The sequence below is a fragment of the Heyndrickxia sp. FSL W8-0496 genome (assembly GCF_038007825.1).
Classification (GTDB): Bacteria; Bacillota; Bacilli; order Bacillales; family Bacillaceae_C; genus Heyndrickxia; species Heyndrickxia oleronia.
The window spans coordinates 5,011,147-5,028,576 of record NZ_JBBOXX010000001.1 but is presented as its reverse complement, the minus strand read 5'-3'; the positions used below and the strand labels follow the sequence as shown (position 1 = coordinate 5,028,576).

At 36.1% G+C, this 17,430-nt stretch carries 13 protein-coding genes and 1 pseudogene; 13 read left to right on the top strand and 1 reads right to left on the bottom strand.

All coding sequences use genetic code 11. From position 1 onward, the window contains the following. Positions 1–14: 14 nt before the first annotated feature. The 12 genes from nagZ to recQ all read left to right on the top strand — a co-directional run bounded on the left by nagZ (position 15) and on the right by recQ (position 14,959). Positions 15–1,619: a beta-N-acetylhexosaminidase gene (nagZ, locus tag NST63_RS25480; protein ID WP_341044043.1), complete on the top strand. Its 1,605-nt coding sequence runs from the start codon at positions 15–17 to the stop codon at positions 1,617–1,619. Between the two features lie 103 nt (positions 1,620–1,722). Then, a complete protein-coding gene (locus tag NST63_RS25475) occupies positions 1,723–3,090 on the top strand; it encodes an ABC transporter substrate-binding protein (RefSeq protein ID WP_212945043.1) in 1,368 nt (455 codons plus the stop codon). Positions 3,091–3,174: 84 nt separating this feature from the next. After that, positions 3,175–4,098, top strand: coding sequence for a carbohydrate ABC transporter permease (locus NST63_RS25470; RefSeq protein WP_078110345.1), 924 nt, complete (start codon positions 3,175–3,177; stop codon positions 4,096–4,098). A gap of 11 nt (positions 4,099–4,109) precedes the next feature. After that, entirely contained in the window at positions 4,110–5,006 is an 897-nt protein-coding gene (locus NST63_RS25465; protein WP_078110346.1) for a carbohydrate ABC transporter permease, read from the top strand. A gap of 11 nt (positions 5,007–5,017) precedes the next feature. Continuing rightward, complete coding sequence (locus NST63_RS25460; RefSeq protein WP_251339595.1) at positions 5,018–6,118, top strand: ABC transporter ATP-binding protein; 1,101 nt, start codon at positions 5,018–5,020, stop codon at positions 6,116–6,118. Between the two features lie 38 nt (positions 6,119–6,156). Beyond that, positions 6,157–6,843 carry a DUF624 domain-containing protein gene (locus NST63_RS25455; RefSeq protein ID WP_212945045.1) on the top strand — a complete coding sequence of 229 codons (687 nt, stop codon included), beginning with the start codon at positions 6,157–6,159 and terminating at the stop codon, positions 6,841–6,843. Positions 6,844–6,865: 22 nt separating this feature from the next. Beyond that, positions 6,866–8,014 (top strand): exo-beta-N-acetylmuramidase NamZ family protein, encoded by a 1,149-nt coding sequence (locus NST63_RS25450; protein ID WP_341044039.1) that lies wholly within the window; start codon positions 6,866–6,868, stop codon positions 8,012–8,014. A gap of 31 nt (positions 8,015–8,045) precedes the next feature. Then, entirely contained in the window at positions 8,046–8,993 is a 948-nt protein-coding gene (locus tag NST63_RS25445; protein ID WP_212945046.1) for a GNAT family N-acetyltransferase, read from the top strand. Between the two features lie 106 nt (positions 8,994–9,099). After that, complete coding sequence (locus NST63_RS25440) at positions 9,100–9,975, top strand: MurR/RpiR family transcriptional regulator (protein ID WP_212945047.1); 876 nt, start codon at positions 9,100–9,102, stop codon at positions 9,973–9,975. A gap of 213 nt (positions 9,976–10,188) precedes the next feature. Then, positions 10,189–11,379, top strand: coding sequence for a glycine C-acetyltransferase (locus NST63_RS25435; RefSeq protein WP_058005740.1), 1,191 nt, complete (start codon positions 10,189–10,191; stop codon positions 11,377–11,379). Positions 11,380–11,676: 297 nt separating this feature from the next. Continuing rightward, positions 11,677–12,624, top strand: a complete 948-nt coding sequence (locus NST63_RS25430) for an L-threonine 3-dehydrogenase (RefSeq protein WP_212945048.1) — start codon at positions 11,677–11,679, stop codon at positions 12,622–12,624. Between the two features lie 211 nt (positions 12,625–12,835). Next, on the top strand, positions 12,836–14,959 hold the full coding sequence (gene recQ, locus NST63_RS25425) for a DNA helicase RecQ (protein ID WP_212945049.1): 2,124 nt from the start codon (positions 12,836–12,838) through the stop codon (positions 14,957–14,959). Positions 14,960–15,013: 54 nt separating this feature from the next. Here recQ and NST63_RS25420 read toward each other — a convergent pair. Next, positions 15,014–16,340, bottom strand: a pseudogene (locus NST63_RS25420) (short-chain fatty acid transporter). 211 nt (positions 16,341–16,551) lie between these two features. Between NST63_RS25420 and NST63_RS25415 the strand changes: the two are divergent. Further along, entirely contained in the window at positions 16,552–17,418 is an 867-nt protein-coding gene (locus NST63_RS25415) for a Cof-type HAD-IIB family hydrolase (protein WP_341044037.1), read from the top strand. Positions 17,419–17,430 lie beyond the last annotated feature (12 nt).

Here is a 17,430-nt window from a genome sequence, read left to right as displayed (position 1 = left end):
TTGGAGGGAATGTTTTGGACTTAAAGAAAAAAGTAGGGCAATTAATGGTATTTGGTTTTAATGGAAAAGAAGCTACACCTGAAATTAAACAATTAATCCGAGATTATCATTTAGGTGCCATTATTTTATTTGGAAGAAATATTGGAACACCTGAAGAGGTTCTTCATTTAACTACAGAATTGCAGATGGTGGCTAAGGAAGCAGGTCATAAACATCCATTATTAATATGTACAGATCAGGAAAATGGTGCCGTTCGCAGACTAGGCGAAGGTACTACTGTATTTCCAGGTGCCATGTTATTAGGAGCAACTAATAACCCAGACAACGCTTTTAAAGTTGGTAATGCTACGGGGAAAGAACTTAAAGCCTTGGGCATCAATTGGAATTTGTCTCCCGTTTTGGATGTTAATAATAATGCTGAAAATCCTGTTATTGGTGTACGGTCTTTTGGAGAGACACCATCAAATGTTTCATTGTTAGGTCAACAACTTATGAAAGGCATGCAGGATGCTGGAGTTATTACAACGTTAAAACATTTTCCTGGACATGGTGATACAAGTGTAGATTCTCATTTAGATCTGCCAACGATAGAACATGATTTAGAAAGATTAGAAGTTACCGAGTTACTTCCTTTTAAAGAGTGCATTAATAATGGAGCAGATACTGTTATGACTGCGCATATTTGTTTCCCTGCGATAGAAAGCCAAGCAGGTCTTCCTGCGACATTATCCAAAAAGGTTATCAGTGGTCTACTACGGGAGAAACTACATTTCGACGGGGTAGTAACAACGGATTGCATGGAGATGAAAGCCGTATCGGAAACATTCGGAACACCAAAAGGTGCAGTAGAGGCTATTAAGGCAGGGGTCGACTTAGTCATGATTTCACATAACTATACTCCTCAAATAAGGTCCCTTGAGGCAGTTATGGAAGCAGTAGAGTCAGGGGAAATTGAAAATGGTGTTATTGATTCTGCTCTAAGTCGGATCACTAAGCTGAAAGAAACATACTTAAATTGGGATGATATACCTCTTAATGAAAAAGGAAAAGTACCAGAATTAGTGGGGAGTAAGGAACATTTAGAAATGGTCAATGAGGTCTATCGCCAAGGGGTAACAGTAGTCAAGAATGATGCTGGGATTTTACCGTTATCAAATGACAAAGCAAGTAGAGTATTAATGGTTTACCCTGAAAATATATCCACAATGGTGGTTGAAGATAAAAGATACTCTACCTTTTCTTTAGGTGAATCGATTAAAGAGATCCACCCATCTGCGGAGGTGGTTAAATTATCGAACCCGCCAACAGAAGATGAAATACAAGAAATCGCAAAAAAAGCCAAACAATTTGATACCGTAATCATTGCAACATTATCAGCGCAGAAAGGTAGTAATCAAATAAAGTTAGTTGAAAAAGTTTTCGAGGTTAATAAAAGAGTCATAGTTGTAGCAACGAGAAGTCCCTATGATTTATCGAATCTTCCTGATATTCCTGGGTATATTTGTACTTATGAATTTACAACGCCTGCATTAAGAACAGCAGCAGAAGCGATATATGGTGAGAAGCAGGTAGAAGGTGAATTGCCTATTACACTACCAAACATTCTTGCTCAAATGTAAAAAATCATTTTTCTACTAAGGAGGTGAGGGGGAAGGGAACGGAACGGTCACATATCATTTTAGGCATTTATTATCACAGTTATGAATGATAGGGGGAAAGTATATGAAAAAGCTACTGGTCTTATTTGTTTCATTGATTCTAGTTGTTTCAATGGTTGGCTGTAGTAGTAAGGAATCAAGTGGGGAGTCAAAGGATGGGAAAGATGTAATCACAGTTTGGACGTTTCCACATTACCGAGAAAACAAGGAAACTGGCCAAAAGGGCTATGAGGACCATTTAAAGGAACTAATTGCTGATATTGAAAAAGAAAACCCAGATATTAAAGTAAAATATGAAATTTTATCATGGGAAGAAGGAGATAAAAAGTTTGATATTGCTTTAAACTCAGGCAATCCTCCTGATATCTTCTTTTCTGTTATGCAGCCAAAGTATATAAAAACAGGTTTAGCGGTTCCGTTAGATAAATATTTAACTCAGGAAGACTTAGATGATATAGAACCATTTGCTAAAAATAACTTCTCGAGTGATGGGAAGATTTGGGCTATTTCTCAATGGATTTCGATTCATACTTGGGGTGGAAATAAGAAACTGCTAGAAGCTGCTGGGGCTGATGTAGCGAAAATTCAAAAAGATGGATGGACATGGCAGGAATTTTACGATATTTCAGAAAAAATTTCGAAAATGAAATCAAAAGATGGAAAGAAAGTTTATGGATTTGCTACTCAAGGTAAAAATGAAGAAACATTTACCCACTTAATGAGAAATAACGGCGTTGTAAAGTCTGTATCCGAAGATGGAAAATTCCATTGGAATGATGAAAAGGCTGTTGAAACGCTTAATTTCATGAAGAAGCTAATGGATACAGGAGTAATGCCAAAGGAAACTGCTGGTATTGATGAACAAAAGGTTATTGATATGTTTACTGCTGGTGAGGTTGGCATCTATGGTAGAACTGGTCCGTATCAAGTCCGCTTTAATGATAACCGAAATAAAGAAATTGATGCAGGAAAAACAAAGGGTGAAAAAATCGACTTTGTTTTACTTCCATTCCCACATAATGAAGGGGAGAAAGAAGTAGCTACCGGTGGTGGTGGCGGTATGTGGTTATTTAAGCAAAAGAAATATAAAGGAGATAAACATACTGACAATGCAGCGAAAGTATTGAAATATATTACTGGCACAAAGTCTAGTGTAACAGCTGCAACAATGTTTATTCCGCCGGCAAGAAAATCTGGCCAAGAAATGTATAAAGATCTCTTACAATTAAATACTGATAACGGTCAATTTATTAAAAGAACATTGGATTATGTTGTTCCGGGTGCAAAATTAGAACCTGAACTTGCGCAAAAGCAAGACCAAATTCTAAATGATGGAATACGACCAAAATTCCAAGGATTTTTAGCTGGTGAACTAACACCTGAACAAGCTGTTAAGGAATGGTCAGAGGTTGCCAAAAATGTACTAAAGTAATAATCGCTAGGGCTGTCAAGGGGGGGCTTCTCCCTAAAGATAGCCCTATCTATACTAATAGAATTAGAGTGAGGGGATGAATCTATGGCCTTTGCAGTAAGAGGAACTCCTAAAAAATGGTCATGGGAAAACTTTAAACAGTTTATGAAGGATTATGGCTGGTGCTATGCATTTATTGCGTTACCATTTCTTTTATTTCTTGTTTTTACTGTGTATCCATTAATAACGGCCTTTATCATGAGTTTTCAAGAATATGGAATCATGGAATCAAAATTTATCGGATTAGATAATTATAAGTATTTACTAGAAAATGATATATTCTGGAAATCAATGAAAAATACAGTTATCTATACAATAGGTACTGTACCAGTGAATATCATTATTACATTTTTCTTAGCTTTAATGATTTTTCCCCTTAATAAACGTTCTCAAACATTTTTTAAGGCTTCATTTTATCTTCCGGCAGTCACATCGGGAATAACTATGTCATTAATTTGGTTATGGATGTTCGACCCTACTCAATCAGGATTAATGAATATTATTTTAGGTTGGTTTGGAATAGACCAACAAATGTGGCTTGCTAGTTCTAGTTCCGCATTATTCTCAATTATGTTAATGACATATATTGGAGGACATGGGAGTGGGGTTATCCTATATTTGGCAGCAATGGGTGGAATTCCGAGATCGCTTTATGAGGCTGCTGATATTGATGCTGCGAGCTGGTGGTCAAAATTGAAGAATATTACTTGGCCATTATTAAAACCAACCACACTTTATATGCTAATCACTGGTGTGATAGGCTCGTTCCAAGTATTTGAAGCTACATATGTGATGACCCAAGGTGGCCCTAACTTTGCCACGACAACCATTGCTTATTTAATTTATCAGCATGCCTTCCAATATTATCAATTTGGGTTAGCTTCTGCTGAGGCATTTATTTTAGGTTTTATTATTATCGTCATTTCAATCTTACAATTCAAATATATGTCTAGTGACGTAGAATACTAGGGGGAATTGATATGGAGCTTAAATCTGTAACTGATCCTCAATATCAAATTATACTTGATGAGAAAAGAGATTTAAGAAGAAAGACATTTAAACGGATAGGACTATCTGTTGTTTATATTATTTTAGGAATATGGGCAGTATTTACCTTCGTTCCTTTACTGTGGATGCTCAGTTCCTCCTTCAAGGATTCATCAGCAATTACGGCTGTCCCACCAGAATTAATACCTAAAAGGCCAACTTTAGATGCTTTTAAAAGAATTTTTGAGGTAGGTGGAATGGCGAGATGGTTTTTAAACAGTACGATTGTAGCGGGAGTAAGCACGATTATTAATGTATTTTTTGCTGCATTAGCTGGATATGCATTTTCGAAGCTTAAATTTCCGGGGAGAAACTCTATTTTTTGGATTTTGCTTTCATCGATGATGATTCCTGGACAAGTTACTCTTATTCCACTTTATATTTTGGTTGTAAATACATTCCAACTGGAAAATACATTTGTCGGTTTAATCGTACCAGGAATGATTAGTGTGGGCAGTATTTTCTTAATGAAGCAATTCATGAGTTCACTTCCAAGTTCTCTTATTGATGCTGGACGAATTGACGCATGTAGTGAATTCGGAATCTTTTGGAAGATCATTCTACCGATGTCTAAGCCTGGCTTAGCAGTTCTAGGTATTTTTACTTTCGTTGGTCATTGGAATAATTTTTTCTGGCCTTTCCTAGTAACGAATACTAATAGTATGAGAACTTTACAAGTTGGTTTAACAAGTTTTCGATTTGAGAATTTGCAAGATTATGGAGCAATGATGGCAGGAGCAGTATGCAGTGCCATTCCTATGATTATAGTATTCCTTGCGTTGCAAAAGTACTTCTTAAAAGGTATCACTATTGGGGCTGTTAAAGGATAGGGGGAATTTCTATGGCAGAAGTAAAATTTATTAATGTGGTAAAAGAATTTGAGGATGAAAGAAAGGGGAAAGTTCGCGCAGTAAATGATGCGAATTTTACTGTTAAAGATAAAGAATTTCTTGTATTCGTTGGTCCATCTGGTTGTGGGAAAACTACTTCCTTACGAATGATAGCTGGATTGGAAAGGCAATCTAGTGGAGATATCTATATTGGAAATCGACTAGTGAATAAGGTTCATCCAAAAGATAGAGATATAGCGATGGTATTCCAGGATTATGCACTCTATCCGCATATGACAATAAAGGAAAACTTAGCCTTTGGATTAAAAAATTTAAAAACTCCTAAGGCTGAAATAGAGAAAAAAATCAATGAGGCAGCAGCTATTTTAAGCATCGAAAATTTATTAGATAGAAAACCACGTGAATTAAGTGGTGGACAAAAGCAGCGTATTGCTGTTGGAAGAGCCATTGTCCGTAATCCTAGTGTATTTTTATTTGACGAACCATTAAGTAATTTAGACGCTAAATTACGGGTACAAATGCGTGTAGAGCTTTCGGAATTACATAAAAGATTAGGGGCAACTGTTATATATGTAACACATGATCAAGTAGAAGCGATGACACTAGGTCAAAGAATAGTAGTCATGAATCAAGGGGAAATTCAACAAATTGCTGCACCTGAAGAATTATATGAGAATCCTAATAATATGTTTGTTGCAGGTTTTATTGGTTCACCGCCAATGAACTTTATAAAATGTAGATTAGACGGAAATAAATTAATTGCTGCTGATTGTACTTTCACAGTACCTACAGAAAAGCTAGAAAAATACAAAGAGTATCAAGGTAAAGAGGTGATCTTAGGGATTCGACCTGAGGATATTCTTTCTACTAATCTATTAAGTTATCAACCTGAGACAAATATTGTCCAACGAACATTAAAGGTGGTCGAGCATCTCGGAGCGGAATTGCTATTTTACTTTAGTGTTGGTGATGATCAGGTTACAGGCAGAGTAAGTGCGGACGCAAAGCTTACTGGTCTGACGAAAGTTGAACTATTCTTTAATCTCGAAAAGATGCATCTATTCGACCCAACTACACAAGTAAGAATTTAGGAAAATATTTTAATGGAAAAGGAACGGTGATCATTTATATGTTATCAATCAGCAAACTTCTGAAAAAAACAGGACATCAAATATTTTTAAATATCCTTACAGTGCTGGGGGTTAGTATATGTTGGTCTTTATTTATCGTTCCTGCCATTTTTCTACTCCCTATTCAATGGGCAATTGTCTTTCTTATCTTAACCTTTATTCCCTCGACAACTGCTGCATATGCAGTCATGCATCATGTATTAGAAGGCAAAAAGTATAAGTTCGGAATGTTTTTAAAGTCATTTCTACGTTATTACAGAAGAGCATTTCTATTAGGATTGGTTTATAGCTTAGCTGTTCTTATTCCATTATCTGAATGGTGGTATTACTTCACTATCAATCATAGTTATTTTATTTTTATCTTTAGTGTCTTTCAGACGTATTTATGCTTAACATTTCTTGCAACCCAAGTTTACGCGATCCCAATGTTAGTCCTTAAAGATTGTAAGATGTTAGCAGCTATGAATCAATCGATTAAAGAGTTTATGGGGCACACTTGGTACACTATTGGTCTTTTTATACAAATTTTATGCATTACCGTATTGATTAGTTTTACAGTTATAGGTTTCTTTTTACTCTTCATCGGAATGCTAGCCGTTTTTGTATTAAATGCAACAAGGAACTTGGAGCTTGATAAGAAAAAAGAATCGATTATAGAAAAAAGTAGAATTGAGCAAACGGTATGAAGTAAAAGGATGTGTTGATTATATGAAATTGGGTGTAACGGTATTTTTAGAGGATTATATCCAAAAGTTCCAAGGACAGAGGATAGGATTAGTGACAAATATGACTGGGGTGGATAGTTCTCTAATTCCAACTATTGATTTATTTTATGAGCATTCTGACATTCAGTTAACCGCATTGTACGGTCCAGAGCATGGAATTAGAGGTGATATGAAAGAAGGAGAAAAAATAGAATCCTCTATTGATCCGTACACCAATCTACCAGTATATAGCCTATATGGAGAGCATCGAAAGCCAAGTAAGGAAATGCTTGATCCTGTTGATGTAGTTGTATTTGATTTGCAGGATATTGGTGCCAGGTATTATACCTATATCTATACAATGGCTTATGTAATGGAGGCATGTGCAGAGAATGGGAAGCATTTTGTTGTACTCGACAGACCGAATCCAATTTCAGGAATAGCGACAGAAGGAAATTTAGTAGAGGAAGATTTGCGTTCATTTGTTGGTCTATATCCCATTCCAAATAGACATGGGATGACAGTAGGGGAGATTGCTCAACTCTATAAATATGAGTTTGGAATCAAGTGTGAACTAACTGTTATTCCTATGCAAGATTGGCATCGAGATATGTATTTTGATGAAACAGGTCTTTTTTGGGTCCCGCCATCACCAAATTCAACTGGTATTGATATGAGTATTCTTTATCCAGGTACGTGCTTAATTGAGGGGACGAATTTATCAGAAGGAAGGGGGACGACGAAACCTTTTGAATATATTGGTGCTCCTTTTATTGAGGGTTATCGTCTAGCGAGAGCTTTCAATGAGAGAAACATACCTGGAATACTAGCGCGGCCAGTTTCCTTTATGCCTATGTATCAAAAGTATAAGAACGAGATTTGTGAGGGCGTGCAGTTACATATTGTTGATCGTTACCAACTGCATTCCCTATCTGCAGGCTTGACCTTACTTGAAATAATCGCCCAACTGCACCCTAATGAATTTGAGTTTAAGCAGGACAAAGAGAAAAATAGGTATTTTTTTGATTTAATTGCGGGAACTAGAAAGGTAAGAAATCACATATTAAAAGGTACAATACAGGACTTTGTGGATAATTGTCGTAAAGGTCTTGAAGATTTTAATAAGAGGAAACAAGCATATTTACTATATTAGTAGTGGTCTTTTTTGTTAAGGAGGACATATCATGATTAGCTACAATGATTATCGACCAGGCGACGAAAAGTCAATTGTACAACTATGGAACAAGTGTTTAGTCACAGACCCGATTAATCAAATTAGATTTAGAAATTTAGTTTTATTAGATGCTAATTTTGATCCTGAAGGGTTAAAACTTGCTTTTGATCAGAACCAACTGGTTGGTTGTGCTTATGCAGTTCGGAGAATATTACCTATGCATGGTACTGACTTGGAACAAGACAATGGGTGGATCACCTTCTTTTTCGTCCATCCATCCTATCGACATTCAGGAATTGGTAGGAAATTATTGGAGGATGCCATATTATTTTTGAAAACGAAAGGGAGAAGAAATGTATTCTTCTCCTCCTATGCACCAAACTATATATTACCTGGAATGGACGAAAGCGAATATCCTAATGCATATAAGCTATTACAAAGTCTAGGATTTGAGACATTATATTCGCCTGTAGCTATGGATAGAAATTTAGTTGGTTATGAGAAACCTCAGGATGTGAATACATTAAAAAGTCTAAGGGAATCGGAAGGATATGTTTTTTCTACAGCTGAAGATAAAGATTTATTTGAAGTTATTCAGTTTGCAAATGAGAAATTTAATCCTGATTGGGGAAGAGCAATTCGTGAGGGAATATTGCAAGGCCTTCCATTAAATCGAATATTAGTTGCTAGGCATGAGAAAAAGATAGTTGGATTCTGTATCTACGGAGGATATGAAGGGGTAGCCGATCGATTTGGCCCCTTTGGAGTTGATCCCGAACAGCAAGGTAAGGGATTGGGGAAGGTTCTCTTGCATGAATGTTTAACCTTAATGCGCTCTGAGGGACTACATGGAGCATGGTTTTTATGGACCGGAGAGAAAAGTTCGGCGGGTTATTTATATCGAAAAACAGGATTTGAAATTACCCGAAAATTTCATGTGATGAAGAAAACTCTTTAAAAATTATTTTAATAAGATCTTAAACAGCTATTTATATTGACATATATATCTTAAAATAGATATAAAATGACATAGTAAATAGAATGTTCGAAAGAGATGATGGTATATGACAGTTACAACTGGAGGATTAGCGATGCTTTCGGAAATGCTTTCAAAGCTACCTCCGTCCGAAAGGAAAATTGCCTCTTATATATTAGAAAACCCTCAAGAATCGATCTCGATGACTGCAAGTGAATTAGGGAAAAATAGTCTAACAAGTAGTGCAGCTGTTATTAGACTATGTAAATCCCTAGATTTAAAAGGTTTTCAGGATTTGAAGTTACGAATTGCAGGGGATTTACAAAAAACGGGTGAGAATGGTTTCAGAGATATTGAACCAAATGAATCGAAGTTTAATATTATTGAGAAAATGACAAGTAATAGTATCCAAACAATTAAAGAAACAGCAGAGCTGCTTAGTATTGATGAACTATCAAAGGCTGTAGAGGATCTGCAAAAGGCAAATAATATACACTTCTTTGGTGTAGGTGCATCTAGTATTATTGCTCAAGATGCTCAACAGAAATTTTTGCGGATAAACAAAAATGCCACTGCATTTTCTGATATTCATATGGCAGCGACCTTGGTGGCGAACTGCCAAGAAAATGATGTAGTGTTTGGTATTTCGTTTTCAGGAAAAACATTTGAGGTTGCAAAGCTACTTGAATTGGCCAATAAGCAGGGGGCTAAAACCATTAGTTTAACAAAATATGGAACATCCATTGTAGGTGATCAGGCGAAAATTAGGTTATATACCTCAGCTACAAGAGAACCCACTTTCAGGAGCGGGGCAACTTCATCACGAATTGCGCAATTGCATGTGATTGATATTCTTTTTATGTGTGTAGCATCACAGGCGTATGATGAAACGGTTACGTATTTAGACGAAACAAGAGATGCAATCAATTTTTTGCGAGAAAAAATAAAAATTAAATTAAAGTAAATGAGCAAAAGGATTAGAATTTCGTTTCTAATCCTTTTTATTATGGAATACTAAATGAAAGGTAAAATAGTTAATAAAAAATGTCCTCTACATATAAACATTTTTTTATATATGTGATAAAATGCTGCTATAAGAGGATTTATAATTGAATATTGTCTTTTTCTGGAGGACATGTGTTTGTAAAACGTTTACATAAAAATGGAGGGGTTGAATATGTCAAGTAACGCATTAGATCGCTTTTTAAATGAAAATCTCGAGGATTTAAGAGACAAAGGGCTTTACAATGAAATTGATGTTGTAGAAAGTGCAAATGGTCCAGTAATTAAAATTAAGGGAAAAGAACTTATCAATCTTTCATCCAATAACTACTTAGGATTAGCTACTGATAACCGCTTAAAAGAAGTAGCCGTTGAAGCGATTAAAGATTGGGGTGTAGGCGCAGGAGCCGTTCGTACAATCAATGGAACCTTAGACTTGCATATTCAATTAGAAAAAAAATTAGCAGAATTTAAAGGAACGGAAGCTGCTATTGCTTATCAATCTGGTTTTAATTGTAATATGGCTGCAATTTCTGCTGTTATGGATAAAAATGATGCGATTTTATCTGATGAACTAAACCATGCTTCAATTATTGACGGCTGCCGTTTGTCTAAGGCAAAAATTATTCGAGTGAACCATTCAGATATGGATGACCTTAGAAAAAAAGCCAAGGAAGCGAAGGAATCAGGTTTATACAATAAAATCATGGTCATTACTGATGGTGTATTTTCGATGGACGGGGATATTGCGAATCTTCCAGGGATTATTGAAATCGCAGAAGAATTTGATTTAATTACTTATGTCGATGATGCTCATGGTTCAGGTGTGACGGGAAAAGGTGCAGGTACAGTAAAACAGTTTGGCCTTGCCGATAAAATTGATTTTCAAATTGGAACACTATCTAAGGCAATTGGTGTTGTTGGTGGCTATGTTGCGGGTAAGAAAAATCTAATCGATTGGTTAAAAGTGCGTTCTCGTCCATTTTTGTTTTCAACCGCGGTTACTCCTGCAGATGCTGTAGCAGCTACGAAGGCGATTGAAATTCTAATGAGTTCAACTGAATTAAATGATCGTCTATGGGAAAACGGAAATTACTTGAAAAAGGGATTAAAACAACTTGGATTTAATATTGGCGACAGTGAAACTCCAATTACTCCATGCATTATAGGAGATGAAAAAGCAACACAAACATTCAGTAAACGTCTGATTGAAGAAGGGGTATATGCGAAATCAATCGTATTCCCAACTGTTCCAAAAGGTACTGGACGTGTCCGGAATATGCCGACTGCTGCACATACAAAAGAAATGCTAGATAAGGCAATTTCGATTTATGAAAAGGTTGGAAAGGAAATGGGTCTAATTTAAGTGTATTAATTTCTATAAATGAGCTGTTTTTTGAAAAGGGTGTTATCGTCTAGTTTGTTGTTTATGTAAAAGCCAAACAGCCGGCTTTTCCACCTAATATAGGATTCAACAGTCTAATGAAGTTTGCGGCTCTTTTCTCTGTGAAATGAAAGGTGTAGCCCTCTTCAATCGAAAGTTATTTTTTAAAACTTTACTTTAATAGCAACAATGACTGAGAAAAAAGCTTTTGAAAAACATTAGAAAACAGCTCACAGGAATTATCAACTAGAATGGGCAGCATTTACAGGAGGTATTCGTGTGAAAAAGATACTTGTGACCGGTTCATTAGGACAAATCGGCAGTGAGTTAGTAACAAAAATGAGAGGTATATATGGTTCAGACCATGTCATTGCCACAGATATAAGGGATAATGGCAGTGAGGTTGTAACATCAGGTCCCTTTGAAATACTTGATGTAACAGATGGAGCAAAGATGTATGAACTAGCAAAGAAATATGAAGTGGATACGATTGTCCATTTAGCCGCTCTCTTATCAGCAACTGCAGAAAAGAAGCCATTATTAGCATGGAATTTAAATATGGGTGGTTTGGTGAATGCACTCGAAACAGCTAGAGAACTAAATTGTCAGTTTTTCACTCCAAGCTCTATTGGTGCCTTTGGTCCAACTACACCAAAGGATCAAACACCACAGGATACCATTCAACGACCAACGACCATGTATGGAGTAAATAAGGTTTCGGGCGAACTTCTATGTGATTATTACTATACTAAATTTGGGGTAGATACAAGAGGTGTACGTTTTCCTGGGCTAATCTCTTATGTAGCAGAACCAGGCGGCGGAACAACTGACTATGCCGTTGAAATCTATTATGAGGCGATCAAAAATCAGCGATATACTTCTTATATCGATAAAGGTACATACATGGACATGATGTATATGCCGGATGCCTTACAAGCGATTATCGATTTAATGGAAGCAGATCCAAGTAAATTAAAACATAGAAATGCCTTTAATATTACGGCAATGAGCTTTGCTCCGGAGGAAATCGCTACAGAAATTAAAAAGCATATTCCTCATTTTGAAATGAGCTATCAAGTAGATCCTGCAAGACAAGCAATTGCAGATAGTTGGCCAAATTCCATAGATGCATCAGCTGCTAAGGAAGAATGGGGTTTTAAAGCGAATTATAATCTTGAAAAAATGACTATAGATATGTTAGACAAGCTAAAAATCAAATTAAAATAGGTGGGGACGGTGAAAACCGTTCTCTTCTTTTTTCATCTTTTAGCATGTATCTTACATACATTCCGAATCGCTTTTTATGCTAAAATAGTAGAAAGTCCTAAAGATAATGCTATACAGCCTATCAACATTACCGCAAATCTCTACTTCGTTTTTTATTCCTCTAATAAATATTCCAATACAAATAAAGTAATGATGAAAAGGAGGTTTTATTTTGCTTAATCATGCGAAGGAAATTCTTCAGACCTATTATGGATATGATGAATTTCGAAATGGACAAAGTGCAATTATCGAACAGGTACTTTCAGGGAAAGATACTGTTGCAATTATGCCCACTGGCGGAGGAAAGTCAATTTGCTATCAGGTTCCAGCTCTCATGTTACCAGGAATTACGATTGTTATTTCTCCGCTAATTTCATTGATGAAGGATCAGGTAGATGCATTAAATAATGCGGGTATACCTGCAACATTTATTAATAGTTCGATTAGTGGAAGTGAAATGTATGAACGGATACAAGCGATTGAAGAAGGTAAGTACAAATTACTGTATTTGGCTCCTGAAAGGTTAGAAGCACCTTCCTTTGTTGAATTAATCAAGAAAATGAATGTGTCATTAATAGCTATAGATGAAGCACATTGTATTTCTCAGTGGGGTCATGATTTCCGTCCTAGCTATCTCTCAATTAAAAAGTTTATTAATGGGATTCAACCAAAGCCTGTTATTTTGGCTTTAACGGCTACAGCAACACCAAATGTTAAGGAGGATATTTGTGAGTTACTTGATATCCCTTTAAATCATGTCGTTCTTACGGGTTTTGGGAGAGAGAATTTACTATTTAAAGTTGTTAAGGGACAGGATCGTGATGTTTTTATCGAGGAGTATATTAGGAAAAATAGCGGACAAGCTGGGATCATCTATGCCGCGACTAGAAAGGAGGTAGAGCGAATATATCTTCAACTAAAGAAAAAGGGAATATCTATTGGTAAATATCATGCTGGAATGACGGAAAACCAGCGGAATGAATATCAAGAACAATTTCTTTACGATAATATAAGTATCATGGTTGCAACAAGTGCATTTGGTATGGGAATCAATAAATCGAATGTACGATATGTCATCCATTATCATATTCCAAGAAATATGGAAGCTTACTATCAGGAGGCAGGGCGTGCTGGTCGTGACGGAGTAGAGAGTGAATGCATATTAATGTTTGCTCCTCAAGATGTTCATATTCAAAAGTTTCTAATTGATCAGTCTGAAATGGAAGTGGAACGAAAGGAATATGAGTATGCAAAGCTTCGGAAGATGGTTAGTTACTGTCATACGGAATCATGTTTTCAACAATATATCTTAAATTATTTTGGTGAGGATAATGCAGGGGAATGCCAAAAATGTGGCAACTGTACGGATGATCGATCCCAAGTGGATATAACGAAGGAAGCACAGATGGTATTATCCTGTATAAAACGAATGAATGAAAAGTTTGGCAAAACCTTTGTTACGAAAGTCCTTACAGGATCAGCAGACAAGAAGATTATTAGCTTTGGCTTTAACCAATTAACCACTTATGGAATTATGAGAGATCGAACTCAAAAAGATGTGAATGAGTTGATTGATTATTTAACAGCAGAAGGTTATTTACGCCCAACTGATGGTCAGTATCCTGTTTTAATGCTAACTAACTTAGCCGTTGATGTTCTTCGTGGGGAGATAAAGGTACTAAGAAAAGAAAAAATAAAGGTGAAACAAATAATTGAGGATAATCAACTATTCGAGCAATTGAGAATGCTACGGAGAGAAATTGCTGAACAAGAGAAGGTACCTCCATATATTATTTTTTCAGACCAAGCATTAAAAGAAATGAGTGCAAAATTACCTACAACTCCAAGTGCATTATTACAAATAAAGGGTGTAGGAGAAAGAAAGCTTGAGATGTATGGGGAATCTGTCCTTTCAACCATTCTTTCCTATTGTGAACAAAATCATATTGATTTAGGACAAAATCATAGTTCCGTCAATAGTAATGAATTGAAGCCACAGGAAGAAAAGGAAAAGAGTCATCATGCTACCTATTCTTTCCTTAAGAAGGGAATGTCGTTAGAGCAAATTGCTGCCCAAAGACAAATGACTGAAAGAACGATTGAAGGGCATGTAATGAAATGTGCAGATGAAGGATTGTCCATTGATTGGGAACAATTTATTCCTACACAGTTTGAACCGCTAATTGAAGAGGCAGTGAAAGAAGCTAACTCAGAAAGGTTAACTCCTATTAAAGAATTATTACCAGATGAAATTAGCTTTTTTATGATTAGAGCCTATTTACAAAAGAGTAAATGAATAAAAAGTGGATGTCTGAAGGAAATTTTCCTCTGACACCACTTTTTTGAGCATTTATAAAAATAACATTCCTAAACTAATAATCACTCCACTTACGATTAGAATAATGACACAGAACCCCATAATATCCTTTGCTTTTAATCCAGCAATAGCAAGTGCTGGCAATGCCCAGAATGGTTGAATCATATTGGTCCATGCATCCCCCCATGCCAATCGCCATTGCTGTTTTAGACAATGAAGCTCCCATTGATTGAGCAGCATCCAACATAATAGGGGCTTGAACCGCCCATTGTCCTCCTCCAGAAGGAACAAAGAAATTTACCAAACCACCACTAAGAAAAGCAAAGCAATAGAATGTAAAATCATTGGAAATGGATACAAATGCTTCTGACATAACTGCTGCAAGACCAGAAGCTGTCATCATTCCCATTATCCCTGCATAAAAAGGAAATTGAATGATGATTCCAGCTGCTCCTTTAACGGCGTTTGCAACGGCATCTAAAAAGCGCTTTGGTGTCCAATGACAGAGTATCCCTAGAAATAAAAATGTAAAGTTAACAATATTTAAATTTAATTGAAATCCATGAGTAATAATGTAATAACTAATGAAAATTAAACCTAAAATTCCTATAATAAGAGAAACAATAAAACTATTTTCTAATCTAGTAGCCGGAGTTATACTTTCTTTCTCAATAGAAGCTGCATGTGTACTTGTTGCATCATCAAGAATGGCTGGGTCAACGGTAATGGTTTTGTCTTTAGACGGCATCATAAATCGATTTAATAATGGTAGAATAATAAAAAGGGCGAGAACAATAGCGATATTATACGTAGAAAAAATAGTTTCACTTGTAGATATAATCCCCATTTTGCTTTCAAAAGGATGTTTGTCCGTTGCGATTGATAATGGTATCGATCCAGAAATACCACCATGCCACACAAGGAAACCGGAGTAAGCGCTTGCGATCAAGAGGCGATAATCTACACTTTTAACTCGTTTAGCTAGCTCTTTAGCAAATAGTGCTCCAATGACTAAGCCAAATCCCCAATTTATCCAGCTGGCAATGATTGAGATGACGGTGACAATAATAATAGCTGACCCCGGTGATTTTGCAGTGGTTGCCAGGCCACCTAATATTTTTTTAAATAATGGACTACTTGCTAAAACATGGCCAGTTACAAGGACCAAAACCATTTGCATCGAAAAATCGAGCAATTCCCAAAAACCCTCTCCCCAAAATTGTACCATCTCAATCGGGGAACTACCTGTAAAAATGAGTCCTAAAATAAACACGACAAAGGTTAGTAGGACAACAAATAAATAGGGATCGGGTAAATAGCGTTGCATCATATGATTGGAAAAGTTAATGATTCCCTTCAATCTAGTCATTCCTCCCTTTGATAAAATAAGATCTAGTTAGGTATTTATGAGTCACCTCACTCGAAATAATATTTTTATATTTTCTAAATATTCTATCCAATATGTGGAATTTCCTTCTTAATTCCATGCAAATCATTTATTTGAATGGAATTGTAAGCAATGATACAATATGGAAATACATGAGAATTCGGATAGAAAGGAAGATATCTTTATGATCCGATGTATTGCATCCGACATGGATGGTACACTATTAAATTCAAATCAAGAAATTAGCCAGCTCAATCGTGAAGCTATTTCATATGCTAAACAACAAGGGATTGAAGTGGTCATTGCTACTGGTCGATCCTATGAGGAAGCCCATTATATATTAGAGGAATCAGGTATTAAATGCCCAATTATTGCAGTTAATGGTGCTGAAATCAGAAATGAACATGGGGAAATTACGCAAACAGCTGGGATTGATGGAGAGGTTGCCAAGGAGATTGGGAAGGCTCTTAATCAAATAGGCATCTATTTCGAAATATATACAAATAAAGGGAAGTTTACAGAGGATTATGAACGAAGTATAAGTGTAATCGTGGATATATACAAAACGGCGAATCCGGAAAAAGATATAAACGAAATTCGTTCAACTGTTGAGGAACACTTTGCTGGAGGCTTTATCCAATCGATTCAGGACTATGGAGTGATATTCTCCGACCCTGAATATATCATTTATAAAATTATTGTCTTTTCAAAGGATCATGAGCTTCTAGAAAAAGCGAGTGAATCATTAAAACGAATCGAAAAGATTAAAGTAACCTCTTCGGCACAAGATAACCTGGAAATTAATGATATTCATGCACAGAAAGGGATAGCACTAGAAGCATTTGTAAAAGAAAAAGGGATTACCCTAGAGGAAACGATGGCAATGGGTGATAACTTTAACGATTTATCTATGCTGCAAAAGGTGGGACATCCTGTTGCAATGGGGAATGCTGAGCAGGAAATAAAAAACATCATTCTAAATCATACGACATCGAATAATGAAGATGGAGTGGGTAGGGCTATATATCAAGCATTGAATGTGTTGAAATAAAGAGGAGGAGTG

Bases quoted from the DNA above. Each gene is read 5' to 3' on its own strand.
- NST63_RS25450 (WP_341044039.1), top strand. From the start codon at position 6,866: ATGAAATTGGGTGTAACGGTATTTTTAGAGGATTATATCCAAAAGTTC.
- NST63_RS25455 (WP_212945045.1), top strand. From the start codon at position 6,157: ATGTTATCAATCAGCAAACTTCTGAAAAAAACAGGACATCAAATATTT.
- NST63_RS25445 (WP_212945046.1), top strand. From the start codon at position 8,046: ATGATTAGCTACAATGATTATCGACCAGGCGACGAAAAGTCAATTGTA.
- NST63_RS25465 (WP_078110346.1), top strand. From the start codon at position 4,110: ATGGAGCTTAAATCTGTAACTGATCCTCAATATCAAATTATACTTGAT.
- NST63_RS25460 (WP_251339595.1), top strand. From the start codon at position 5,018: ATGGCAGAAGTAAAATTTATTAATGTGGTAAAAGAATTTGAGGATGAA.
- NST63_RS25440 (WP_212945047.1), top strand. From the start codon at position 9,100: ATGACAGTTACAACTGGAGGATTAGCGATGCTTTCGGAAATGCTTTCA.
- NST63_RS25415 (WP_341044037.1), top strand. From the start codon at position 16,552: ATGATCCGATGTATTGCATCCGACATGGATGGTACACTATTAAATTCA.
- NST63_RS25470 (WP_078110345.1), top strand. From the start codon at position 3,175: ATGGCCTTTGCAGTAAGAGGAACTCCTAAAAAATGGTCATGGGAAAAC.
- NST63_RS25435 (WP_058005740.1), top strand. From the start codon at position 10,189: ATGTCAAGTAACGCATTAGATCGCTTTTTAAATGAAAATCTCGAGGAT.
- NST63_RS25475 (WP_212945043.1), top strand. From the start codon at position 1,723: ATGAAAAAGCTACTGGTCTTATTTGTTTCATTGATTCTAGTTGTTTCA.